A 24,797-nucleotide genomic window follows, 5' to 3' on the forward strand; every position below is an offset into this window, starting at 1 on the left:
TTATGAAGTTATTCGGAAAAAAGAAAAAGGAAAAGAAAAAAATAGAAGTAGAAGAGAAAGATAAATTGGAACTAGAGGAGGAAGGGTTGGAAGGTGAAGAAATACCGACGCAATTAGATAATAAAACAACTGTGTTTGATGTTATTGCTCCAGAAGGAATGAAAATTGATTCAGAAGATTATGGGGTTATTAAACAGTCTTTAGGGAGTAATACGTTCTTCCGTCCGTTTTATATTCCACGCGATGGGTACCCACGTATGATGCAAACCAATTGGCTGAATATGTTAACTTCAGCTGGGGAAGTGGATGTCATGATTGACATTCATAAAGAGCCAAAAGCCAAAGCAATGCGATCATTAGATATGCAGCTTACTATGTTACGTTCGAATCTTTCTTTCCAACGTACACGAGGGAACATTGACCAAGAAAAAGACCTAGATGCAAAAATTCAAGATACAAACAACTTAATGGATGAAATCCAGTTCAATGAAAACGACTCCTATATGGTGAGTACAATGGGTGTTGCGTATGCCGAATCAAAGAAAGAATTAGACGTTTTATGTGAATATATTGAAGATGAAATGCAAGCATCTCACTTTAAGATAGCAAGTACTTGGAATCGTGTGAAGAGTGGTTTGAAAGCGGTTATGCCACTAGGTGCACCAAATACGTTACAAGATACATATCGAAATATCGATAGACGTGCTCTATGTACATTTGCACCCTTTGTCTCAGGATCCGGAAGATTTAACGGTGGTATACCAATAGGAAAGAACAAAATTACTGGACAAGTAGAATTTTTAAATTCATTCGGTAACGCAGATTATCGTCCACCAAACTATAACATTGGTGTGACAGGGATTTCAGGTTCCGGGAAAAGTTTACTTTTAAAAATGAAGCTAGCTCGTGAAACATCACTTGCAGATACACATGCGATGATCATAGATCCAGAGGGAGAATTCGTAAAAATCACCAAACGACTAGGTGGTATTAACTTAAATATTTCACCTGAAAGTAATATCATTATTAACCCTTGTGCAATTGCAGTAACAGAACTTCAAATTACCGATAAAGATGAAGAGCTAGAAGCGCTTGAACAATACGATAAGAAAGAACTCGTAGAGCATGATGGCGTGAAGTATGTAAGATTTGTACCTATTTTAGAGAAAATCAATGAAATACTAGGATTCTTTGACATTATTATTCGCGGACAAGATTTTGATCAACCAGGATTAAATGTATTCCAACGTACAATGTTAGAAGATGCGATTCGTGAAGTATTCAATAAACATGGCATTACCTCTCATCCTTCATCATTATATACAGATGAAGTGAAGAAAGTGGATGGACAATTAATTCAGTCTCAGGTGAGAAAGCCAGAGCCAGAGTTAAAAGAAATTTATGATGTAATAGTGGGAAACCATGGAGACGATGTGAAAGCAGAAGAGTTAATTGCTGCGATTCGTCCGTTTCTACGTGATGGCTCAAAACCATTATTTGATGGACAAAGTAATTTTGGACGTGGTGTAGAAACACAGTTAAATGAATCACGTGTTGTTAACTTTAATATTAGTCATTTAGAAGAGGGCTTCCTAAAGCCAATCGCCTTCCACGTTATCCTGAACTATATTTGGGAGCATTGGATTAAGAGTCCAGAACACGCTATCAAACGAAAAGTGTTATATGTGGATGAGATGTGGCAGTTTATCGACTATGAACAAACTGTTAACTTCTTAGAAAAAGTAGCACGTCGTTCACGTAAAAGAAATGCCGGTATGTGTTGGGCAAGTCAGGACTTTGTTCGTATTTTAGAAAATGTGAAAGCACGTGGTATCTTGCAATCTACTTTCTCTTATTTCTTCTTAGAGCAAAATAAGATTGATAAGAAAAAAATCCAAGAGAACTTTAACTTAACTGCTGGGGAGCTTGACATTATTCTCAACAATCCAGGGAAAGGTGAAGGGATTTTTCGCATAGGAGATAGTTCAGTTTGGATTCAAACAGATCCATCAGATAAAGAAATGATGTTCATTGAATCGAATGAAGCGGTACTACAAGAGCTTTTAAATAACATGAAGAAAGTACAAGGGTACGCAGGATAATAGCGTACCTTTGAAAAGGAAGGTGAAATTATGCTTGAGAAAATAGTAGAGTGGGTTGGAGGGCTCATTATTCATTTGGTGAAGGCTTTTCTTAGCCCAGTGTATGCAACTTTGGATCCGCTACCGGTTTTAGTGTTTGGAGGAAAGGGAAAAGAAGGAAATGGGACAAACTTAGATTTCTTATTTTCGGGTGATTCTCTAACTAAGGTATTAGACACAGGTATGCCTGTAATGTTTAAGCTTGTTGCCTTTTGTGTCCTTGTCAGTGTAGTTATTACGGCGGCAAAATACTCTGCAACGGCCATTAATCCAAATAATAGAACTGCATTAATAGAGTATGCGAAGGATTTGATGATCATTTCAATTTGCCTTTGGCATCTCGATTACTTTTATACACTCATATTTGAAATTAATTCATGGGTAATAATAGAGTTCAGAGATGCTATCAATGGGGTAAGTGGAGGGGATTTTGACCCAGATAAGGGTACTAAATTTCTAGAACCTGGATTTGGTGGGGCTGGACTTACCATTACTGAGCTGGGTTTGAAAGGTCATGAAAATGACTATATGTTTATTATATTTGGTTTGTTTGTAGAAGCTGGTCTCATCGTTTGGGCAAACTTTTACTATTTAATGCGAGCCGTGTCACTATACGTTTTAATGTTAATGGGTCCTTTAATGGTAGGTATGTGGCTATTTCCACAAAAGAAACAACAGACATTATATTGGATACGAGAATTTATAGGAGCAGTGTTCATACAAGCAATTCATGCGATTACCTTATGGCTCATTATTTCTCTTATTGGAGCAGCAAATAGTCCGTTAATCAAATTACTTTTACTTGCCATGTTTATCCCAGTTGGTGAAATTGTGAAAAGTTTTATCGGCCTTAGTACTAATGCATCAGGTGGTATTCATAGAGCGGGTACGATGTTGGGTATGGGTGCTTTAGCAAGTGTGACCGGACTGGTTAAAGGTGTTCGTGATGACTACCGTAATTCAAAAGTAAAACCTGATATTAAGGAGGATAAAGAAAAGATAAAAGAAGATGCTGATAACCCTAAAGATGCATTAGGAGCGAATTTAGGGACAGATGTTGGTACAACATCTCGTGCAGCTCGTATGTTAAAAGTTGGTCAAATTGGAAGCTCAATTGGTAAAGCGGCTGGTGGATTTGCAGGTATGACAGCAGGAGCTGGTCTTGGACCAGAAGGAATGGCAATAGGGACATTGGCTGGCAGTAAAGCGGGCGGATTTACTGGTGCAGTTACTGGAAGATCTGCTGCTGCAGTCGGCGAAGGGGCTGTATCTTTAGGAAAACATATAGGTTCGAGTATAAAGAAGGGTGCGGATACGTATTCAAATCTAAATGGCGAATCGTATCCGGAACTAACCGATGAAGATATCGCTCAGGATTTAGCTACAAAAGATTTTGAAAATTGGAAAGCGGATAATCCCGATTCTGCAGTTGCGAGTCGTTTAAAACAAGCATTCCCTGGTGCATCCGATGCAGATATTGCAAAAATGGTAGCAAAAACAAATAGTGATCAAATATCTCATTTCAAAAATCAGCGAAAACAAGATTTGCAAAATATGAAGAACAATGCTACACCATATGGAAACGCTAGAGAATTAGTCAACGCTGCGACTAACGCATTCCAAAAAGGATATGAGGCAGACCATAAAGATGCGTTTATGAGTCAATTACCAGAAAATATGTCAGCAGAAGAGAAAGAGAAAAAATGGAATGACCATCTGAACTCAAAAGTACAAGGATTTAGAAATCATGCAGAACAGGTGGCAACAAAAGCTGGAGCAATGCCAGTTGATGCGAAAGATAAGCAAGGGAACAACCTGTTTGATAAGTCCTATGTGAATAAAGATGCTTTTGCTTCTCAACTTGCACTTGGAAAAGTTGGAAAGGCAGTTGAAGGAGTAAAAGGAGAAACTCTAGAGAGTGGCCATCAAAATATGGGACAAGTAGACTCACTTGTGGGTGCGTCCACTGCTGCGTTTAAAAAGGCATATACTGTTGATCATAAGGCTGGATTCATGAAGCAATTCCCTGCAGATGTACCACAACAAGAAAAAGAGGCTGCATGGAACAAACACTTGAGTCAAAAAGTGCAAGGATTTAAAAATCATGCACAGAAAGCTGCCGAACAAGCAGGGATTGTGCAACAAAAAGATGGGACTAGCTATGCTAATAAGGAAGCTTTCGCTTCTCAGCTATCGCAACAATTACAAAGCAATCCAAATATAAATGCAATGGGTGTATCTAGTGTATCTGGCATTCAAAAAGCGGTAAACGGTGTAAAAACACATAGTTTAGCAAATGGATATGGAAGCCAGAAACAAAAAGATGTAAGTAATGTCGGGAACTTAGTACAAGCATCTACAGAATCTTTTAAACAAGGATATGCAGCGGAGAACAAAGCAAACTTTATGAAGAACTTGTCTCCAACTATGTCTCAAATGCAAAAAGTAGAAGCTTGGCAATCTCATTTAAATGATAAAGGTAATGAATTTAAAGCAATCGCTCAGCAAGCGGCGGTACAAGCGGGTGCGATGCCTGTACAGGCAAAAGATACGAATGGTAAGAGTCTGCATAATCAATCGTATATTAATAGAGATGCCTTTGCTTCGCAATTGACGAAAGGTTTACAAAGTCATGCTAGTCTTGGAACAGTGAGTCAACAAGTAGGTTCTGGCATTACTAGTGCGATTCAAGGTGTTCGTTCACACGGTGTTGCGACAGGTGGCGCAATCAATAAAGCTGTGTTTGCAGCTACGCAAACGCAAGCGAGTATGGCACGTGCAGGAAATCTGTCTGTTTCTGAAATTGAACGCTCGTATGCAGATGCATCAGCTAGTGTAGCAAATATTTCGCAAAGTGCTGGCAAAATGACGATTCCAACTTCAGCAGTGGGACGTATGACACAGCAAAGTAAGATGCTTGGTGTAAGTATGATGGAAGGTGCCAAATATCTCGTGCATACAAAAGGAATGGAGAATGTATCAAAAGCATACTTTAATGCGTCTAGTGCTGTTAAGCAGGATGGTGGAAATGCAGTACAAAGAGTGATGAGTGGAACTGCAGCTGCCGTTCATACTTCGTTAGGAGGTAATGCAGCAGAACGCCATTACAATGTGACAAAAGGATTAAGCTATGCAGCAGGTGTAATTGGTGGTGCAGGTGCTTACCAAGCTACTGCTCGTATGGTAAGTAAACATAATCCTTATAATAAAGCAGTTCAATCAGAAGCAAAAGAAATTCAAGAGATTCAGGGAATGGTACCAACCACAACAGATGCTACTGGAAGACAATCAGTTGCTCAAGGTGCAGTACGTCTTGTTACGACAAATAATAAATCATGGATTGAAGCGAAAGATTCCAGTGGAATGACACAAGTTGTATCTCGTTATGGTAGTGGAGATAGTAGCATTCGTTCGGGACAAGTGGTATATCAAGATTTAAATATTTCAGACGGTCAATTAACACAGTATCGTAATGGTATGAAAGCAACGCCAGCGTATATTCAAGATTCTAGTGGCGGGAAAATTAGTATCAATCGTTCTATCAATATTAATCCAAATCAATTAGTGGGAAATCAAAATCAAAGACCTTTACAACAGAAACCAGTATTTAGTGAACCGCCACTTACAGTAAGTCATAAGGTAGACAATGGTCACTTCTATATGTCTGATTTAGACCAAGGTGGCTATCAAAATGTACAAATGGTTGTTGAAAGAGATCGAAGTTACATGGTTGCTACCACAACTGATGGTACAGTGTCACGTATTTCTCCATTCGGAAAAGGAGATACGCGATTACAAGCAAACCAAAGGATTGAAAGGGCTTGTGAAGTAAAAGATAGCATTATTAAGCCGAGAGAAGAAATCCTAGTAACTCATACAAAAGACGAAATTGTACGTACAGAGACACAGCTGAATTTAACAGAACATGACCCACAAAACTTGATTCCATTTGCGCCAAACCCTCGCTTAGCACAGCGAAAAAGAAGAAATAATGAAAATGGAAAGTATGGAGTGACAAGTCTATGAGTCAAAATCCTAACGATCCAAATAATCAGAAGAAAAATAACCCTTTAAAAGATGCAACATCTCACTTTATTAAGAAAAAAGGGATGCAGGCAAGCGGGAAAATGGCAAAAATGGCAGGGAAGGCAGGAAGAGCGGCAGCGAAAGCTGCTGCCAAACTGCTAAGAGCTGGTGTAGTGAAAATTGTCGGAGCTATTGTGGGAGCAGTGGGATTGCCTGTTGCTCTCATTATGGCTCTTATTATTACTGTATGTGTTATTTTAGCATCTTTTGTACCATTTACCGATGATGAAAGTAAAACAGAAGAACAAGTGAAAAAGTATATGGAAATTTCAATGGCGCTAAACGTAGACTGGAAAGAGGTTGTCGCTTTTGATATGGCGCGGTATGATAACGATTTGACTGGTAAAGATCCGCATGATGCTATATCATTTTTCTTGGATATCCAATATGAAGAATATACGGAAAAAGAGGTATGCGAGGCAGGGCCGAATGGTCCTTGTGAAAAAAAGAAAAAGGAGATGCAAAAAACTAAATCTGAAAGTTATTCCGGACCAGATGTAAAAAAGATATTGGGAGATACAGATTTTAAGAAAAAAATAGATGAAATTAATGCAAGCGGAAGTAAAAAGGTAACAGTATCTTCTCATGGTTTAGAGAAAGCGATGGAACTTGCAAAATTTAGTGAGAGTCAAAAAGATCGTGCTCGTGAGATATTAGCCGCAGGGATGTTAGAAGGGCTATATGGACATCTTGCTCCTATTACTGGTGGATTTATTGGTGGTATGTGTGTAGGTAATGTGAGTCCTGGCGGAGAGCCTGTTAACCTTAATGCTAAAGTTACAGGATACCTTCCTAAAATTAAGGAAATGGCAGAAAAACATGGTGTTGCTCAGTATGTTGGTATTCTCGCAGCCCAAATGATGCAGGAGTCAGGGGGAGCGGGAAATGACCCAATGCAGGCTTCAGAGGGGCATTATGGAGACATGAGTCCATCTTGTATAGGTGTAAAGGGGAATGCACGTGTAGGATGTATTAAAGATCCAAACATTTCTATTGAAGCAGGCGTACAAGAATTTAAAGATGTTTTAGCAAAGGCAAATGGAGATATAGCACTTGCCTTACAGAGTTATAATTACGGTCCTGGATTCATTAGTTATGCATTAGCAAAAGGTGGATATTCAGAAGAAACAGCCATTGCGTTTTCTAGGGAGCATGCTGGTGAAAATCCAGCAGGTTGTTCTGATCCTAATAACTTCCGAACCAAAGTTGGAGCATGTTATGGAGATTATGTGCGCCCATAAGGGGACAAGGAAAAACGGTGATTGCAAGCCGTTAGGTTAACCTTAAATGACCTAGTATCACTTGGTTTACCTTGGAGGGAAACTGAAGGGGGACAACAGCATGCCAAGAAAGCCGTAAGTTGGTTAAGCATCAAGCCACGACTGAACGGCGAGATATAAAGTACGAATAAGGATAAAAGCTAGACTGCTTGAACGATAGCACAAGGGAGGCTACCGTAACTAATCTCGGAAGATGCTTACAAACGAGATTTAACAGATGTCATGAGGATAGTGAATGTCATCCTACATGAATAGGGTCATCTGTTACCCGCTTCTATATGGAAGAAACGTGTGAACGTCGTATCCGAAATCGTACGTGCAAGTTCCTTGTCTACTAAATGGGGATTGCCTAAGTCAGAATGCCCAAATGGCTATTAAGGATAACTTCAAGACCCAACAGTCAAGAAGTATGGCTTATGAATATCTGATATGGCAACGGAGCCTTCATAGTAGTCAGAGCTAGGGAAAGCCTAGTACAAGGCGAAGGAAGGCAGTCTGTTAGCTTATTACCAAATTGGGGAGGTGCGAAAGGCACTATGCAATGTCCAAAAGTAGTATTAAGCAATCTGCGAAAGAAGAGTCTTGATAAAAAGTATCAATATACAAGACTCTATCGAAATCTTTACAATCCAGATTTCTTTTTACTGGCATACAATAATCTAAGTAAAAACGATGGCGCATTAACTATGGGAGTAGACCAAAGGTCTATTGATGGATTTTCTATGGAAGAAGTAGAACAGCTCATTGAAGTGCTAAGAAACAAGCGTTATCAACCCTATCCGTCCAAAAGAGTTTATATACCGAAGAAAAATGGTAAGAAAAGACCCTTAGGAATACCAAGCTTCTGTGACAAATTAGTGCAAGAAGTTATTCGTATGATTTTAGAAGCAATCTATGAACCGAATTTTTCCACTTCTTCACACGCGTACCGGAAAAATAAAAGTTGTCATAGCGCTCTATTAGAAATAAAGCGTACTTTTACAGGAAGTAAATGGTTCATAGAAGGAGATATTCGGGGTTTCTTTGATAACATTGAACATCATACTTTAGTGGAGATTCTGCGAAGAAAAATCTCCGATGAAAACTTCATAGAACTCATTTGGAAGTTCTTACGTGCGGGGTATTTAGACGAGTGGAAATTTCACAACACATATAGTGGAGCTCCACAGGGTGGTATTATCAGTCCGATACTCTCAAATATTTACCTTAATGAATTGGACGTATATATGGAATGTTTTAAGAACAACTTCAATCAGGGAAAGAGACGAAAGAAAAATCCTGAATATGAAAACGTGCGAAGTAAAATGCGTAGGCTTGAGAAGAAAATTGATAATACCAATGAACATGATGATTCTGATAGTATCGAAAACTGGAAAGAAGAAGTGAAGGTACTGAAGAAAAAGCTGAAACAAATGCCTTACAGCGATCAAATGGACAATGAATATAGAAGACTTACCTATGTAAGATATGCAGATGACTTCTTGATAGGAATTATCGGTTCAAAAGAGGATGCCCAACATGTAAAAGAAGAAATAGCAAAATTTCTCAAAGATAAGTTGAAATTGGAACTGTCCATGGAAAAAACGTTAATAACAAATGCATCAAATAAACAAGCCCAGTTTCTTGGATATGAAATCAAGATATTCAAAAGCCAAGCAATTCGTACGGATAAATTAGGTAGAAAAATAAGATTGTTAAATGGCAAAGTCCAATTAAAAATGCCACATAAAGCATGGGTAAATAAGTTAAAAAAGTACCAAGCCATCCAAATGAGTGCCAACGGCACTTGGAAGCCTAAACCAAGAAATTACTTTCAACGAAATGAAGACTTAGAGATTGTTTCCCAGTATAACAGTGAAATACGTGGATTGTATAACTATTATCGACTAGCCGAGAACGTGAGTAATCATATGCATAGATTCACTTACTTCATGTTTTATTCGATGTTGAAAACATTCGCTACGAAATATAGAAAGCGTACCAAACATATTAGGAAAAAGTACATGAAAAATGGACGCTTTACAGTGGAATATGAAACAAAAAGAGGAATAAAACAAATCCACTTTATCGAGCGCAATTTTCCGAGAATAAACGGAATTTCTAAAGAGCAAACAGATGTTGTGCAAAATACTAGATACACAATGAGTACAACAAGGCTCTCAGACCGAATAAAAGCGGAAACGTGCGAATCATGTGGACGAAGCAATACAACCATACACATGCATCACGTTAAAAGGTTGAAAAATCTTCGGGCAAAGTCGAATAAATCATATCTCGAACAACAAATGATAGCGAGAAATCGTAAAACAATCGCTCTTTGTAAGGAGTGTCATTTAAAAAGACACAAAGGCGAGATATAAAAATGCAGATGACAGATGGAGAGCCGGATACATGGAGACATGTAAGTCCGGTTCGGAGAGGAGCATTTGGAAACCTATCACAGAAACGTGGAAAGGCGCTGGGTGCTTACTCTACACATACGTTTCTAAAGTTTTGAAATATTACAAGGATTTAGGGTGTGTGGCAGATGCATCTGGCGAATGGATTTCTGATAAAGGTTGGAAATGGCCAACGAAATCAGGTCGTATTACAGATACGTTTGATGCAGTTCGTGGTGGAAAACAACATAATGCTGTAGATATTGGAGCTATGACCGCTGGAAAAGCTGGAGACCCCGTGTGGTCAATGGAAGCAGGTATTGTAGTCCGAACAGGTAATGTAAATGGTGGAGGTCTAGGTGTTTATGTAGACCATGGAAATGGTATTGTATCTCGTTACTTACATTTGAGTAAAATATCAATTGCACAAGGAACTATGGTGACGAAAGGACAAATTATTGGAGAGATGGGTGGTTCTAACTATGATAAAGACACTGGTTTCCTTAATATGAATGGCTATGCTGTCCATTTAGACTTCCAAATTCGTATTAACGACCAGCCAACGGATCCAATGAAATTCTTTAAGAAAAATGATGATCCAGGACTATCATCTGGTGGTTCTCCTACAATGGCAAATGCTAAACGACAAAAGGTATTGGAAGAAGCAAAAAAATGGGTTGGACAAGGGAAAGTGAGCTATGTATCCGGTGCTAGAAATCCAGCTGCAGGTAGTGCTGATTGCTCTGGATTTACACAATACGTGTTTAAAACCAGTATAGGTGTCCAACTAGGGGATTGGACAGGTGCTCAAATTGGACAGGGAAAACAGGTACCTGATATCGGTCGTGCACAGCCAGGAGACTTAATTTTCTATGAAAATCCAAACCATGTATCTATTTATTTAGGGAATCAGAAAATGATTCATATAGGTGATAACAAAGGTGTACAAATTACAGGTCTAAACTATACGGCAAGAGGACAACATATGTCGCAAATCCGTAATGTTATAGACTGATAAGGGATGAGCGTAGATGAAGAAAATAATCAACATTTTATCCAATATGTCTCGTAAGTACTTGGTCATATTAGGGATTATCGTACTAGTGGCAGGTGTTGCCACCTATAATACTATTCATGATTATATGATGAAATCACAAGTGCAAGAGGAAGAACAAGTAAATCAAGATGAAATCGAGATGCTTGGAGATAAACCAAAGGGATTTGATACAAAAGAAGAAGAATATACTGCGAAAACAAAAACAGTAGAGGATTTACTACGAAAAATTTCTAATAGTAGTTATGATGTTCCATATTTGTTTACAAAGGCTGGATTTGGTATTGAACCAATGAAAATGACAAGTAATGAACGTATGCTTGCTACAGAAGCTGTTCAAAGATATTTCCTAAAAGGAGATAAGTTTTACAATGCACGTATTACCAAAATTGACCGTGGGAAAAAAGTAGATACATTTCATATAGAGGTTTTAATACAACAGGTAAACTTCTTGGAACCACGACAATTTAAAATTCAGGTAAATCAGTATGCGCAAATTGTAACACCAATTGAACAAATACCACATGGACAAGAAGAAGTACCTGTGGATTAGCTGAAAGATAAGGGTTGTGAATAAAAATCACAACCCTTATTAAAAAATATAAAGAGTACCTAAAAATATTTATTTAATATTCATAATTTTCTTATATAATGAAGTTATGGTTAAATGAAATTTATATATATTAGTGAAATGATATAGATGTGGAGGTAAAAAGAATGAGATTATTATTTGGAACCGCAGCAAACTATTTTGCAGGATATTCTTCTGGAAGAGGCTCGGGACTTTTAGGGACATTATTTGGCTGGGCTTTATTAGTAGGTAGTGGATACCTGTTGATCACAAATTGGGATAGTATCACAGTTTGGATGCACAGTTTAGATATTGTAACAGGATTAGATGGTTATGAAGACATGAGCAATGGATTTATATTCATCTGCTTGCTTGTAAGTGGTTTTATTTTCATGCTATTGTTACCAGTCTTCACAATTGTATTAATAGTGGGTGTGGTATTCCTGAATATTGTCATCTGTACAATTATATTATTAGTATCACCAAGTACATATAAAAAAAAATAAAGATGTGGAGAGTGAATTGAAATGAGTACAATTCTAGTTTTAGGTGGTTCAAATGGTAGAACATTAGAGAAATTAGCGAAAAAAAGAGATTGTCAGGTAATTTTTCACGATGGAAAAAATCATGGTGGTGTAAAGAAAACGTTTCGTAGTGTCATAAAGAAATGCGATGTTATTGTAGTGCAGAAAGGTGCGTGTGGTCATGTGTCTATTGATGTAGCAAAAGAATACGCAAAGAAGTATGATGTCCCGCTTTTATTTAATCAGGGTTTTGGAGGAACAGGCGCGTTTGAAATGGGGTTAAAGCGTCTGCAAGCGGCTTGATTTTAGTAGGTAGTCTGAGATAACTGTTTGGGCATTAAATAATTTAATCGTTATATATAATTTTTATTATCGAATTAGTAATTACTTAACTAAATAAAATTTGAATTTTTTATAAAAATTAAAGAAGCCTATACTTCGATATAGTATAGGCCGAGAGACTAAAATTAATCTGTTATTAATTTCGAATAGATATTTAAATCGATAAGCTTCCCATCTGATATTTCGCTTTTTCTTAGAGTCCCTTCAAAAGTGAATTGTAATTTTTGTAATACTTTTATGGAGTTCACATTTTCAGGTTCAACTTTTGCTTCGACACGATTTAGTTTCAAATGTATAAAAGCATAATCTAATAGAGCAGAAATGGCTTCAGGGGCATATCCTTTGCCCCAAAAGGATTTCAAAATATCATAGCCAATTTCTGTTTTTGAATTTTCGAAATCCAAGGAATTATAGCCACATGAACCGATAATTTGATTAGAGTCTTTTTCAATAATGGTAAAACGGTGAGCTTTGTTATTTTGAGCAAGTTCATTGAGAAAACGGATCATATCTTTTGCTTGGTTTTCATCAGTGAAATTACTTATATTCATGAATTTTGTAACGTCAGGATCAGACCATATTCTAAACATACTTAATGAATCAGATTCCTTCATTTGTCTTAAATGTAATCTTTGTGTTTGTAATTCTGTAATCAATACTTTTACCTCCATTATGTTGTTGTGATGGGTAGATTAAAAATATTGATATCTGTGCATAATTCAGTCCCTTCTGGATTAGTTAACTTCCATTATATAAGAAATTACTAAATTGAACAAAAACGTTATTTTATAGTAATGCAAAAAGAGTACATATTTGATATGTACTCTTGAAAAAAGGAAAGTGATGAAACATAACATTACAACATATGCTTGCCTCATTTAACAGTGCAAGGGATATAACAAAATAGTTATTTAATAAAAAATCGTGTACAAAAAATGTACACGATTATATAAAAATTATGTCTTGCGTGCTCATTGTATTCTATGTTTATGGTATGTAAAACGTTAATACATTAAAAGAGCACTTTTAGAAGTGTTCTCTGGCCAAAACTAATATTGAAAAAGAATACCCAAGATATTATATGTATGTTTTTTAGATAGGTGTAAATTTAAAACAAAATTTTTCTATTATACAACAAAGCAGCTAGTTAACAGAACTAACTGCTTGTTGTACAAAAGAAACGCTACGCTTACAGAAATAGTTTGTAACTTTAAGTTACAAAAATAGTATGAACAGGGTTGGAAATGTTATGCGGGAATGAAAGAAAATAAAAAAGAGCACCATGCATAAGTGCTCTTTAAGATAGGAGGTAACACTTTGAGCTGGACGGTTAGGTTAAAAGTATATGTTGTAGAAAAGGAATAAGACCTAAAACTTATTTTCAACTCAAAACAAAAGAGCAGTTAACAAACGTTAACTGCTTAGCCCTCAGAGAAAGGGGAAAGAACATTACAGAGGTCACTGTGAATTCAAGCTGTATCAGCCTATTTATAGTATCGGACATAATTTAGAATTTTATTCGGACAAAATCAAAAAAGGCAGATAACAAAAGCTAACTGCAATGAGAAAATTACATCTACGATTTTAAGGAGTATCAATTTTCGTGAGTTATGTATAGTATGGGCAAAAATTTCAAGTTTATATAACAAAAATTAAAAAGAGCAGCTATTTATAATAACTGCTCTATTCGATACAACCTGGGTAAGAAGCAGATTGTATTGTGATTAGTATTGGCAGAATATTGAATTTCATTCACTTCTTTAACAAAATTATTATTTAGTAACAAATAAAGAGCACCGTAAAAGGTACTCAATGGCTAATTCTGAAATGATTATGAGTATTGTATGTATGTTTCGAGTATATGTGCAGTTTTTATATAAAATCTTTATTTTGTACAAAAGCAGCTAGCTCAATGAACTAACTGCTTTTTCGTCCAACAATGACGATACCCACAATACACTGTAACGTAATGTTATAACTGTAGTTTGAGTAGAATTTAAAATATTATGTGGAAAAGGAAACTAAATAAAAATTTTATTTTATAGTAATGCAAAAAGAGCACATATTCGATATGTACTCTTAAAAAGAGGAAAGCGATGAAACATAACACTACATTATATGCATGCTGTTTTAGAATAGTGTGATTTTAAAGCTGAATCTTCATTGAATAACAAATAAAAAGAGCACTGCGAAAAGTGCCCTTTGAGAGGAGCTCAATGTCCTATGAGTTGTCGTTCAATATTAATATATGAGCGCCTAATTAAAAGGTGACAATACTACCTCAAAAGAACAGTTAACAAAGACTAACTGTCCCATTGCAGCTTGTTAAGACAGAATGTTGGAGTCTCAAGAATGAAACTATTTGTAGTTTATACAAGTGTACAAGAATTATGCAACATGAAAAAGAGCATCTAAAAGAGTGCTCTTTGATATGGAAGTAACTTGGTAGGTAAACACGCTTCAATATTAAGATATGCGTGAGAAGTGGGCAATAAAAAAAAATTTAGTTGGTATGTAAGCAATATTAATGTGAGTTTGATAATTATGTGAGAAGAGAGCACGGTGTATAAGTGCTCGTCGAGAGGGAGGCAAAATACTAATCATAATCAATACTAATACATGCAGAATGAATTTGAACGTGAAACACAAATGAAAATTTCATTTTGTTTTAGTTTAAAACTAAAAAAAGAGCACTTAGTAAAGTGCTCTCGTGACGAGATTCATTTTGTAATGACTATATCAATTCATAAAGAAAGGAACTCAGGATATTATATGTGCGTGTAGTCAATTGAGTTCGTTTTTTACAAACAAAGAGCAACTAGCAAAAGCTAACTGCTTGGTCTATTAAATATAAAAATTTAGCTTTTACATTTTCATAGTGGGATGAGTGATTACTATTTTAATTAAACCGGATCAGTTGGATATCTTACGGCAGAAAATCCACGATTTCCAACTTGAGCTGATGTTATAGTGTTACTTAAATCCCCTATATTTACCACGATACGATAAGGAATTGGGTTGCCTGGTATTATGGGGTCTGTTGGGAGGTCTACCCATGTAAATGTGGAGTTAAAAGAATAAGCCATATTAACAGTGAAACCGACTTCATAACTACCAAATACACTTGTATTTGGTAGTAAAACATTATTACGGAATAACTGATATGTAATGGTATTTACAGTAAAGTTTCTGTCTGCGTCGAATTGGGTATGAACCTGAAAATCCGTTCCAACTGTTGCGTTTAATAAGACTCTGTCATTTTGATTTTCAATAGGGACTAAAATTTCCATAATTAGAATGTTATTTGTATTTAGTTGAAGACTTATAGGTTCAGGATCTGTTGCAAGGGGGTAAAAAATAGTCGAGGTCCCGTGGGTCCAGTAGGCCCAGTTATGCTGTTAGGAAATTGAAAGGGTTGCATAGGTGGGAGTGTTGGTCCAATTGAACTGGGCTTTAATGCGGCAGAAGATAAAAGTTCGTCCAATATATTTCAACTCTGAAAGTTCGTATTACTAATAGTAAATGCGGGAGTAGGGCCAAATGAAATGGACAAGCGGTTGTTTATATGAAATTTAATAAAATAGTTATTTAGTAATAGATAAAAAGAGCGCCTTTTGAGATAGACGCTCATTGACCAAGACTTATATAGAAAAAAAGTTCACATCATATTGTATGTATGTTTTTAGTGGATGTGCAAATTAAATAAAATAGTTAATTTATAAAAGGCAGTTAGCTTTCGCTAACTGCTCCACTCCCAACTGGAGTTCTAGTTGTGTAATTTAGATGAAGATACTACCTAATAGGATTAAGGCTCCTAGCAAAATTAGAGAATCAACTAAAATCAAGAACTGGTTTTTCTGTGGCTTTTTTAATTCTTTTATTAAGCTGAAAACTGCACTTAATCCGAAACAAATATATAACAAAATCATTATCGTTCCTGGCATAATTAACACTCCTAATATATCGATACCTTAATTATATAACGAAAAATATATAGATGTAAGTTTTTGATAAAATCCTTATTTTAAAAGAAACGGGGAATGGAAAGTGGAACTTATAAAAACTCAACTGTGTTCGTATTGCGATTCATGCAACAGAACCTACCAAGTAAAACCAATTTATAAAGGCCATCAAAGAATTATAAAGGCCCCAACCTTTGCTACTGGTGTAATCGAAAGTGTGTTAAAGAAGAAAAAGGAATGAACGTACAAAAGTAACATGAAAATTTTATAAAAAAACGAAAGAAAAACATTAATGGATTCAATGAAAGCTCGTTATTAAAAACAAAATCGTTAATTAAATAAAAAAATGAAGGGTAAATACATAAACATGAATAATAGTAATATACATAAATCAGGTTATATCATACTTATATATTTTGTAATGACTCAATTTGTTGGGATTATAGGTATCCAATTGCTTGCGAAGACCGGATGGTATGATATTCAGGGAAACCAACAGCAAGCAATTCAACAACTTCTCGTGCATTGGGAACTAATTGGATTTTCAATTATGCTAATAATCATTTTTCTTATATATAGTAAAGAATTAATGAGCGATCCAAAATTATCGATCAAATTATCAAGAAACTTATTCGTATGGATTTTAGTTGGGATCATATTAGTTTTTCTTGCGCAGGTGGTAGGGAGTATGTTAGATAAGAGTGTATTTCAGTTAACTACACAATCAGCAAATACGTCTAGTACAGTCGCTGCTGCAGCAATATCTCCTGTGGCTCTTATTTCAATTGTTCTTCTTGCACCCTTAGTAGAAGAGTTTGTTTTTCGTTATGCAGCCATAAATATTTTAACAAGAAAATTCAAAAAAAACTGGAGTATACTAATAAGCTCATTGTTCTTTTCTATAATGCATTTTAATTTCCCCTTTATATTTGGATATTTTTTAATTGGAGTTATACTGGCTGTAGTATACGTGCGTAGTAATAGGTTACTAGTATCATTTTTTGTCCATGCTAGTATGAACTTAATTGTTGTTATGTTTCAGGTCCTATCATGAAAAAGATAGATTGACTTACTCTTTCTCATTAAAATGAGAGAATATTAACGTGCTTTTAGCTCCAAAAATAGTTTGAATCCTTAAGTTGAGAGGTATATATGCTGAGGTCTTAAAGGGGCCTCCATTACACCTGTATTTTTGGAAGAACTGGCAAGAGAACCTATCTTGGGTTTAAAGCAAAAAGACTTGGTTGATATAATGTATAAGGAAATTATTCGTTAATTCATACTATATATTAGGGATATTGTAGATAATGGCTATTAACCAACTACAAATCCAAGTGTGCGAGACGGTGGTGATGATCCTTTAGGAAGTGCTCATTATGGTGAAAAATGGGACGAGACACAGGTGGTTTGTTTGGAGAAGCTAAATGTGTTTATAATTAAACTGATGAATTGGATAACAAATAGTCTATAAAATAAGCCTTGCTATTACCATGATGGCGGGGCTTTTTAATGTACAAAAGAAAAGCCTGCTGTATTTTTTAACAGCAGGTCTTTGGGTGAATACTACTATCTTATTGCACAAAGGGAATTTGCATTAAAATTATAGCATACACTTGGAACTCTTACATTGAGAAAAAGAAAAGATACCTTAAGGTGCCTTCCTCCGGCTTGAACCATCTTAATTTTAACCTTAATTTTTTCTTAAGAAGATACACTTTTTTATCATTTTAGCCAAGAAGAATCCCTCCTCAAGGAATGCGAAATCAATAGGTGGGGAATGAATTGACTTCGCACAAGGGACGAGAAGGAGCCATTTTAATTGTTCAATATACATAAAGTGTTTAAGCACCTTTTGAAAAGGAGTGCTTTTTTCTTTTCCTTTAATGAATGAAAGAATTATCTTATACTCCTTTTTTAACAATTTCTAAATAGGGGGACTACCCCATGCCCATCAAGCTAACAGAACAGGTTGCCCCCAAAACGATAAAAATGAATTACAACAGATATGAATGGATTTTTGTCCAGAGCTTAATTTCATACGATAAAAGTGAGCATTAGATCCATTCAAGAGTCGGAAACGGTATTTACGTGGTTCTACTTCAAGGAAAGGCCAAACTTTTCCATTGACTAGAATAGTAGTACCTTCTGTAAACGATGGGATTACAGAGGGATCAGGTAAGTTAGGGTTAATTGGCGGTAGTGGTAAATTTAGCTTTTTTTCTTCTATATCTCGAATCAAATAAAAGTCAGCCAGACCAGCATATACATTTAATCTTGTTATTCCAAGTGCATGGTCATGATACCATAGTGTCGTCGGGCGTTGGCAGTTTGGATAATAATATGTTTCATATAGAAATGTAGGTCCCACATTTTTAAAATCTTTTGTAAACCATGCTTCTGGAAAACCATCACTATCTGGTTGTACCCTTCCACCATGTAAATGGACAACTGTTCGAACTTCTGGCTGATTAAATTCAGCCCCACCAACTGTTGTGTCTACCGGAAATAAATGTTTAAATGGTAATTTATTTTCCCACTTCACAAGAATGGGATGATTCCTGCGAACATCAAATGTAGGGCCCGGATACATACCGTTATAATTCCAAACGGTAGTCGTGTGCAGAGATAATAAAGTCGTTTAATTTACAATAAAGTCATTTAAAAAATAATATAGTTAGTTAAAAAATTCTTCTTTTACTAACAGGGCAGGCTAGTTGAACAAGAATTGGTTATTTGTCGAATTATTTTTAAACATAAGAGAGGCAAATGTTAGAAAATATAGAATTCTAGAGTGTATTAAATGATTTATTAAGGGAGGCTGTTTTTGTGACTAAACCTGACTACAGAACACCGGTTAAAAACCGAATCAGTGGTGTGTTTATTCCAGTTCGTAACCTAGAGAAAGCCAAAGAATGGTACATAAAAATCCTTGGTTTGGAAGGAGGAGAAGAATATTTTGGGCATATATTCGTGTTATCCATGGAAGGTACAGCTGGATTAGTTTTAGATGCCATGCCAAAGTGGAGAAAAGAAGATGGTGATATTTCCACTTACCAAGTTCCATCAATTCAGTTTTTAACAGATGATATTCAAGCTGCTTATCAATTTATGAAAGAAAATAATGTTGAACTTGTTACAGAGATTCAGGATAATTTTTATTTTGTGTTCAAAGATCTAGATGGTAATCTATTAATGATTTGTAAAGAAGTATCTTAAAGATTGTGACCGATCTCACCTAAGCTAATGGGTGCTTAGGTGAATAAGAATTAAACAACTTTATTAATGATTTTTGAGTTTAAATACCTTTAAATATGTAAAAATTAAATAACTTTTAAGAGCCTTACTACACACTAGATTGTAGCAAGGCTCTTATATTTTTATAACAAAATTAAACAACTTTATTATAATTTTTCATGCCGGCGGTAAATTTCTGCTTGATTTGCTTCATTTTTACCTCATAAAAAGGTATGCCATTACATTTACCTGTTGGTTTAATAATGGGAGGGATCGGTAATGCATCTACAAATTTTAAAAAAAAACAATTCATTTTCACTCCTTTAAACTAAATTTTTCACTTCACCACTAGTAATGTTCTAACAATAAAATAATGTTAACACTTGCAAATGCAATGGTAGACGAAAAAACTTGGTGTATAGAACACCAAGTGGTGAGTGTATTTCCATTTTTTGTTGCCGCACTCGTTATTAGTAGATGTGAATACCTTAATAGTTTAGCCTTTGTCTTAGAATTACTTTAAAGGAAAGGTTTCGTCTACTGGGTAGCTATATTAATTTCTTTTTATTTATCTTCTTTTGCGAGAAAATAAATGGTATAGTTCATGTCCTAGTTCTACATAAATAGGCATTTTTTCGTCTACTAGGGGTATTGAAATCACTTAATTTGATAGGCTTGTTATGAAATGGCCATCAAGCTAAAGGTTTATTACACTTCGAGAACGGAATTTTTAGACCTTCTTGTGAAAAAGCTTATTTATTATTTTGAGGGTGACCTGTTTTCTTAGTTTGATGACAATGAAAGCATAGGGTACAACCGAGATAATAGAATGAAATATTGCATTAGCAACAAAATCAGTTTATTTTGTATCCTCTTTCTTTTTGTAATACATGGACATGAAAGAGGATGTTTTTTTAATAAAGACAAGTGTTAAAATTTGCGTGCTACCCCCTATAATAAAATCCTATAAATGTTAATATATATTATATATGGTATATATTCGCTTTATAAAAAAGGGGGAATATTATGAATGAAACAAAAAAATCTTCAGGAGTCTATTTAAAAGATGCTGTGAAATTTTCTATTATAATCCCTGCACACAATGAGGAAAAGTATATTAGAAAATGTTTAGATTCGATTGTAAAAGCATCAGAAGCATATAAAGATCAAACTGAAGTTATAGTTGTTTTAAATCGTTGCACAGATAAAACAGAAGAAATAGTAAAGTCTTATAACTGTATTACATTAAAAAACAACGATAAAAATTTATCCAAAATTCGAAACGCAGGGGCCAAAATAGCCAGTGGAGAAATAATCATTACTATAGACGCTGATACCCAAATGACAGAATCTATGTTGTCTAATGTAGATAAATATTTAGCTTCAGGTAAATACATTGGCGGTGGGGTAACTGGGAAATTTGAAAGAATTTCTTTAGGAATATTCGTTTCCGCAATATTATTAATAATCCCCTTACTTTTTAAGTATGGAGCTATATCTGTAGGGATTTTTTGGTGCTATAGAAAAGACTTTATGGCAATCAATGGATTTAATGAAAATATGCTTATGGCAGAAGATGCAGATTTTGCTAAACGGTTAAAAAAATGGGGGAAACAAAATAATAAGAAATTCGGTACCATTAAAAATGGAATGATAACTTCATGCAGAAGATTTGATACATATGGAGACTGGGCTTTACTTAAAAATCCAAAAGTAATCTTAGCCTATCTAAGAGGAAATGATAAAAAATACGCAGATAAAACATATTATGATAACCAAGAAAGATAGAGGCGAAGAATACCAAACAAATCATCGTCAAGTGAACTCATAAACTAAGATAAATAAATTTCAACCAAACTAAAAGAATNNATTCTTTTAGTTTGGTTGAATGTAGACCATTAACCATATGCTGAAGGTATCAAAAATAAAGGTATGAAAGAATTAAGAAACAGTACGCTAATGCTGAAGAATTAATTGAACCAATCGATAAAGCTTATAAGAAATTTATTGAAGAATTTAAGGTGATTCCTGAAATTTTGAGAGGTGAACATATCTCTGAAGTGGACAAAACTCCTTCTGAAATCCTTTCTTATCAATTGGGGTGGGGTGGATTAACTTATTATTATGGGAAACAGACGAACAATGTGGACTTGACGTACAAATACCTACTCCGGACTACAAATGGATAACTTAGGTGAGCTTTATCAATATTTTTATGATTAAGACGGTATGTTAACTTTAAAACAGCAGGAGGAAGAATTAACAAAGTTAGTTCAAATGTTAATTGATTTGATAAATGATCTTTCTAAGGTAGAATTATTCCAACCAGAACAAAGAAAATGGACCACAACAAAAGCAAAGTGGCCTATTTGGAAATGGGTGCATATCAATACAGTTGCTCTATTTACGAATTTCAGAACTAAAATAAGAAAGTGGAAAAAACAGTCTTATAAGTGATTTAAGAAAGGTAATAAAGTCTATTTCTTATATATGAGTTAGCTTCAGAAAAATGTGGATTTACAACGTGAAGGAAATTCCAATATTAAAAAAGCCTAACTTCTCACTTTAATGTGAAGAAATTAGGCTTTTTTATTTAGTGATGAAACCTATTATTACATTTTGTAGCATGTGGCATACAAGTCCTCCTTAATTAATTTTTTAACAAACATATTATTTACAAAAAATCATTTGCTAAACCAATGGGACAATTCTATTAAACGACTTAAAAAACTACCTATTTTAGCTCGGTTTTCACAACTTCGGCAAGTAAGGGTCATAGAACGTTGAATATTTTACAGTTGCAATGTTTTTCTGCAACCAACCTCATATCAATACTTTTATCTTAATTATATTGGTAATGGATAGATTAAAAGTATTGATATCTGCGCATAGTTCAGCCCTTTCTTAGTTATTTTTTATTATGTATGAGAGGGAAATTGAGAAGGAATTATTTGATGTTTTATATCAATTTTGTTTCTTAATTGTTTATTCCATTTAATAGCACAAGTGAATTTATTAAAATGAAAGAAGAAAAACTGTTGAATAGAAAGGACATTATTAAAAAATTATTCAAAGGGATAATTTTTATCTTTACTTTAAATATCAGTACATGATTGATATTAGCATTGAACTACTCAACACTTAACGTCCTTACGGACTGTTTGAAGTGGGAGATTCCTGCGAACACCGGTGTATCCAAAAGTTATTTTAGCAGGCTCTACCCGTAGTCCCTACGGTGAAAACATAAGTATCTTGTACGTTGACTCACCACGCTTCCTACTTTAGCTTGGTTTTCGCAACTTCAGCAAACGTGGGGCGAAAGAACGTTGAAGATTTTACGGTTGCAACGTTTTTCTGCAACCAACCTCATATCTTCAGTTTTCAAAGAGCAATCTGTACAAGTATATGGTAGCAAACATGTTGGCTTATTCCAGCCGACATTCATCTCATACCTACTTACTTCGCGTTGCTTGAGGAAGGAACCTTCATGGCTAAAAAGATAAATTTAATAAATCGGATTCTTCTGCCTTTCTTAAATGTAATCTTGGTGTGTATAATTCTCAAATCAATACTTTTACCTTTATTTATTATATAAAAGAGTTGTTTTTATTTCTCAATTAATATCTGAATGTTTTAATAATTAATTTTTATGCTTTTATTGTATAAATTATTATTGTAACTCCTATATTTATCTAATTTAAAAAATATAGGAGAATGAAACATTAATAAATATACAAAATATGAGAAATATGTAGAATGCTGTCTGATTATCTATGTTTTTTTCTCCGTATATTCCAATTAATCTATTAGGTGAGAAGAATAAATTCTTGCAAAAGATTATAGGAGGAGAAATTTATGAAGAAACTTATTATTGGGTCATTAACGTTAGGTGTCATGCTAGGATCGGGTGGTAGTTATGCTTTTGCAGATGAAATTGGTAGTGTTTCTCAGAAGGAAAATACAATACAATCTATATCAGCTTCCACTACTAAATCAATAACTGCGAGCCAATTTAACAAAGTCTATGCAGAAATGAAAAAACATGAAGGTAAACCATATAAATATGGCGGAAATAGTCCTAAAACTGGATTTGATTGTTCGGGATTAATGCAATGGGGATATGGAACGCAAGGGATTAAATTACCACGTACATCACAAGATCAATACAATCAAACAACACGTGTTGAAAGAAAGGCACTTCAACCAGGAGATTTAGTTTTCTTTAAAGGAACGGTTCCGGGCAAATCAGGTATTACTCATGTTGGTATGTATATTGGTAATAACAAGTTTTATAATGCTAGTAATTCCGGAGTAGGTGAAGCTAGCTTAAATAGTACATATTGGAGTAAATATATTGCAGGATATGGTCGAATTAAATAAGGAATGTATTATAAGGTTCCAGAAAAAGAACTGAAGTCAAAATTGACTTCAGTTCTTTTTGATTAATTAATGTCCTCGGACAACAAAAGTACTAATCACTCGGCCATTGTAAGTTACCTCATATTTATTTCCCTCAGTGATTGGCATAGAGAAAACAACTGGAGAAGATAACCCCTTTGTAGTAACATTTGTCGTACCAATAACTTTATTAAATTCATATTGTTTAATAGTATATGTTACTCCTTTATCTCCTACCATAAAAAAAGAACCTGTCATATAAGCTGGTACATCAGTTTCATTTTCATAATCTCTGCCAGCAATCTTAACCTTTTGAATCTTTGCATCATTAATTGCAGCTTCTGCTTTTGTTAAACTTAATTCTGGAAAAGACAAAGTTGTTATACCTAAAGTTCCCAAAAGAATAGTACTAGACAAAATAATTTTTTTGAACATTATAAATCCTCCTAATATTAGTATTTCACTTACGTTTAAATATTAATATATCATGTTAAAGTATTACATATGCAGAATTTGATAAAACAATATCTTATTATTAACATAATTAGAAAAACTTATTGCGTAATAAACGAAAAAAAGCAGCTAAAAATATCTATCTTTTTTGAAGGCATTCAATTTAAGTTCAAAAAATCTATAGCAAAAACTTATATTAAGTGGAAGGAGGGAGAATTTTAGGTGTTAAGAAACTATAAAGGTTGCAAGAATTATCATGTGGTAACGATATTTTTGCGAAAAATTCAATTTTAGAGGGAAATAATTTTCGTTTTGGGGACAATGCATTTTTTAACTTGATGGGCATGTGATGCAACCCCACATCCATCAACTTA

At 34.7% G+C, this 24,797-nt stretch carries 15 protein-coding genes and 4 pseudogenes; 13 read left to right on the forward strand and 6 right to left on the reverse strand.

Annotated elements, in window-relative coordinates; genetic code table 11:
* The first annotated feature begins 2 nt into the window (after nucleotides 1-2).
* The 8 genes and pseudogenes from COL05_RS08715 (at nucleotide 3) to COL05_RS08750 (ending at nucleotide 12,337) form a co-directional block, all read left to right on the forward strand.
* Nucleotides 3-2,102, forward strand: a complete 2,100-nt coding sequence (locus tag COL05_RS08715) for a VirB4 family type IV secretion system protein (protein ID WP_098668318.1) — start codon at nucleotides 3-5, stop codon at nucleotides 2,100-2,102.
* A gap of 30 nt (nucleotides 2,103-2,132) precedes the next feature.
* Nucleotides 2,133-6,167, forward strand: a complete 4,035-nt coding sequence (locus tag COL05_RS08720) for a TrbL/VirB6 family protein (protein ID WP_098668319.1) — start codon at nucleotides 2,133-2,135, stop codon at nucleotides 6,165-6,167.
* Nucleotides 6,164-7,456, forward strand: a pseudogene (locus COL05_RS08725) (lysozyme family protein); the annotation flags it as partial. The gene COL05_RS08720 and the pseudogene COL05_RS08725, both read left to right, overlap by 4 nt.
* A 587-nt stretch (nucleotides 7,457-8,043) precedes the next feature.
* A complete protein-coding gene (locus tag COL05_RS08730; protein WP_098668320.1) occupies nucleotides 8,044-9,867 on the forward strand; it encodes a reverse transcriptase domain-containing protein in 1,824 nt (607 codons plus the stop codon).
* Between the two features lie 112 nt (nucleotides 9,868-9,979).
* Nucleotides 9,980-10,900 (forward strand): annotated as a pseudogene (locus COL05_RS08735) (peptidoglycan DD-metalloendopeptidase family protein); the annotation flags it as partial.
* Between the two features lie 16 nt (nucleotides 10,901-10,916).
* The gene (locus COL05_RS08740) at nucleotides 10,917-11,492 is read left to right on the forward strand and encodes a hypothetical protein (RefSeq protein ID WP_098668322.1); all 576 of its coding nucleotides are present in this window, start codon (nucleotides 10,917-10,919) and stop codon (nucleotides 11,490-11,492) included.
* A 164-nt stretch (nucleotides 11,493-11,656) separates the two neighbouring features.
* Entirely contained in the window at nucleotides 11,657-12,016 is a 360-nt protein-coding gene (locus COL05_RS08745; protein WP_257152544.1) for a hypothetical protein, read from the forward strand.
* Nucleotides 12,017-12,037: 21 nt separating this feature from the next.
* Nucleotides 12,038-12,337: a DUF2325 domain-containing protein gene (locus COL05_RS08750; RefSeq protein WP_098668323.1), complete on the forward strand. Its 300-nt coding sequence runs from the start codon at nucleotides 12,038-12,040 to the stop codon at nucleotides 12,335-12,337.
* A gap of 164 nt (nucleotides 12,338-12,501) precedes the next feature.
* Here COL05_RS08750 and COL05_RS08755 read toward each other — a convergent pair whose 3' ends face one another.
* The 4 genes from COL05_RS08755 to COL05_RS31245 form a co-directional block, all read right to left on the reverse strand.
* Nucleotides 12,502-13,032: a GNAT family N-acetyltransferase gene (locus COL05_RS08755; protein ID WP_098668324.1), complete on the reverse strand. Its 531-nt coding sequence runs from the start codon at nucleotides 13,030-13,032 to the stop codon at nucleotides 12,502-12,504.
* Nucleotides 13,033-15,279: 2,247 nt separating this feature from the next.
* Nucleotides 15,280-15,666, reverse strand: a complete 387-nt coding sequence (locus COL05_RS31780) for a hypothetical protein (protein ID WP_257152545.1) — start codon at nucleotides 15,664-15,666, stop codon at nucleotides 15,280-15,282.
* Between the two features lie 32 nt (nucleotides 15,667-15,698).
* Nucleotides 15,699-15,860, reverse strand: a complete 162-nt coding sequence (locus tag COL05_RS08765; RefSeq protein WP_098668325.1) for an exosporium leader peptide-containing protein — start codon at nucleotides 15,858-15,860, stop codon at nucleotides 15,699-15,701.
* 295 nt (nucleotides 15,861-16,155) lie between these two features.
* A complete protein-coding gene (locus tag COL05_RS31245) occupies nucleotides 16,156-16,320 on the reverse strand; it encodes a hypothetical protein (RefSeq protein WP_098668326.1) in 165 nt (54 codons plus the stop codon).
* Nucleotides 16,321-16,705: 385 nt separating this feature from the next.
* On the opposite strand from COL05_RS31245, the gene COL05_RS08775 reads away from it, so the two are divergent.
* The gene (locus COL05_RS08775; RefSeq protein WP_098668327.1) at nucleotides 16,706-17,392 is read left to right on the forward strand and encodes a CPBP family intramembrane glutamic endopeptidase; all 687 of its coding nucleotides are present in this window, start codon (nucleotides 16,706-16,708) and stop codon (nucleotides 17,390-17,392) included.
* Nucleotides 17,393-18,340: 948 nt separating this feature from the next.
* On the opposite strand, the pseudogene COL05_RS08785 reads toward COL05_RS08775, so the two are convergent.
* Nucleotides 18,341-18,961, reverse strand: a pseudogene (locus COL05_RS08785) (multicopper oxidase domain-containing protein); the annotation flags it as partial.
* A 203-nt stretch (nucleotides 18,962-19,164) separates the two neighbouring features.
* Between COL05_RS08785 and COL05_RS08790 the strand changes: the two are divergent.
* The 4 genes and pseudogenes from COL05_RS08790 to COL05_RS08805 all read left to right on the forward strand — a co-directional run bounded on the left by COL05_RS08790 (nucleotide 19,165) and on the right by COL05_RS08805 (nucleotide 23,952).
* Nucleotides 19,165-19,554, forward strand: a complete 390-nt coding sequence (locus COL05_RS08790) for a VOC family protein (protein ID WP_098668329.1) — start codon at nucleotides 19,165-19,167, stop codon at nucleotides 19,552-19,554.
* 1,044 nt (nucleotides 19,555-20,598) lie between these two features.
* Complete coding sequence (locus COL05_RS08795; protein WP_098668330.1) at nucleotides 20,599-21,360, forward strand: glycosyltransferase; 762 nt, start codon at nucleotides 20,599-20,601, stop codon at nucleotides 21,358-21,360.
* 152 nt (nucleotides 21,361-21,512) lie between these two features.
* Nucleotides 21,513-22,029 (forward strand): annotated as a pseudogene (locus COL05_RS08800) (ClbS/DfsB family four-helix bundle protein).
* Between the two features lie 1,398 nt (nucleotides 22,030-23,427).
* Nucleotides 23,428-23,952, forward strand: coding sequence for a C40 family peptidase (locus COL05_RS08805; protein WP_098668331.1), 525 nt, complete (start codon nucleotides 23,428-23,430; stop codon nucleotides 23,950-23,952).
* A 66-nt stretch (nucleotides 23,953-24,018) separates the two neighbouring features.
* On the opposite strand, the gene COL05_RS08810 is transcribed toward COL05_RS08805, so the two are convergent.
* Complete coding sequence (locus tag COL05_RS08810) at nucleotides 24,019-24,405, reverse strand: hypothetical protein (RefSeq protein ID WP_098668332.1); 387 nt, start codon at nucleotides 24,403-24,405, stop codon at nucleotides 24,019-24,021.
* Nucleotides 24,406-24,797 lie beyond the last annotated feature (392 nt).

The organism is Bacillus sp. AFS059628, from assembly GCF_002571225.1.
Taxonomy (GTDB): Bacteria; Bacillota; Bacilli; order Bacillales; family Bacillaceae_G; genus Bacillus_A.

What these genes read in the sequence shown, in the direction of transcription:
- COL05_RS08810 (WP_098668332.1), bottom strand. Translation starts at nt 24,405, where the DNA reads ATGTTCAAAAAAATTATTTTGTCTAGTACTATTCTTTTGGGAACTTTA.
- COL05_RS08745 (WP_257152544.1), top strand. Translation starts at nt 11,657, where the DNA reads ATGAGATTATTATTTGGAACCGCAGCAAACTATTTTGCAGGATATTCT.
- COL05_RS08750 (WP_098668323.1), top strand. Translation starts at nt 12,038, where the DNA reads ATGAGTACAATTCTAGTTTTAGGTGGTTCAAATGGTAGAACATTAGAG.
- COL05_RS08795 (WP_098668330.1), top strand. Translation starts at nt 20,599, where the DNA reads ATGAATGAAACAAAAAAATCTTCAGGAGTCTATTTAAAAGATGCTGTG.
- COL05_RS08730 (WP_098668320.1), top strand. Translation starts at nt 8,044, where the DNA reads ATGCAATGTCCAAAAGTAGTATTAAGCAATCTGCGAAAGAAGAGTCTT.
- COL05_RS08715 (WP_098668318.1), top strand. Translation starts at nt 3, where the DNA reads ATGAAGTTATTCGGAAAAAAGAAAAAGGAAAAGAAAAAAATAGAAGTA.
- COL05_RS08805 (WP_098668331.1), top strand. Translation starts at nt 23,428, where the DNA reads ATGAAGAAACTTATTATTGGGTCATTAACGTTAGGTGTCATGCTAGGA.
- COL05_RS31245 (WP_098668326.1), bottom strand. Translation starts at nt 16,320, where the DNA reads ATGCCAGGAACGATAATGATTTTGTTATATATTTGTTTCGGATTAAGT.
- COL05_RS08720 (WP_098668319.1), top strand. Translation starts at nt 2,133, where the DNA reads ATGCTTGAGAAAATAGTAGAGTGGGTTGGAGGGCTCATTATTCATTTG.
- COL05_RS08740 (WP_098668322.1), top strand. Translation starts at nt 10,917, where the DNA reads ATGAAGAAAATAATCAACATTTTATCCAATATGTCTCGTAAGTACTTG.
- COL05_RS31780 (WP_257152545.1), bottom strand. Translation starts at nt 15,666, where the DNA reads ATGGAAATTTTAGTCCCTATTGAAAATCAAAATGACAGAGTCTTATTA.
- COL05_RS08775 (WP_098668327.1), top strand. Translation starts at nt 16,706, where the DNA reads ATGAATAATAGTAATATACATAAATCAGGTTATATCATACTTATATAT.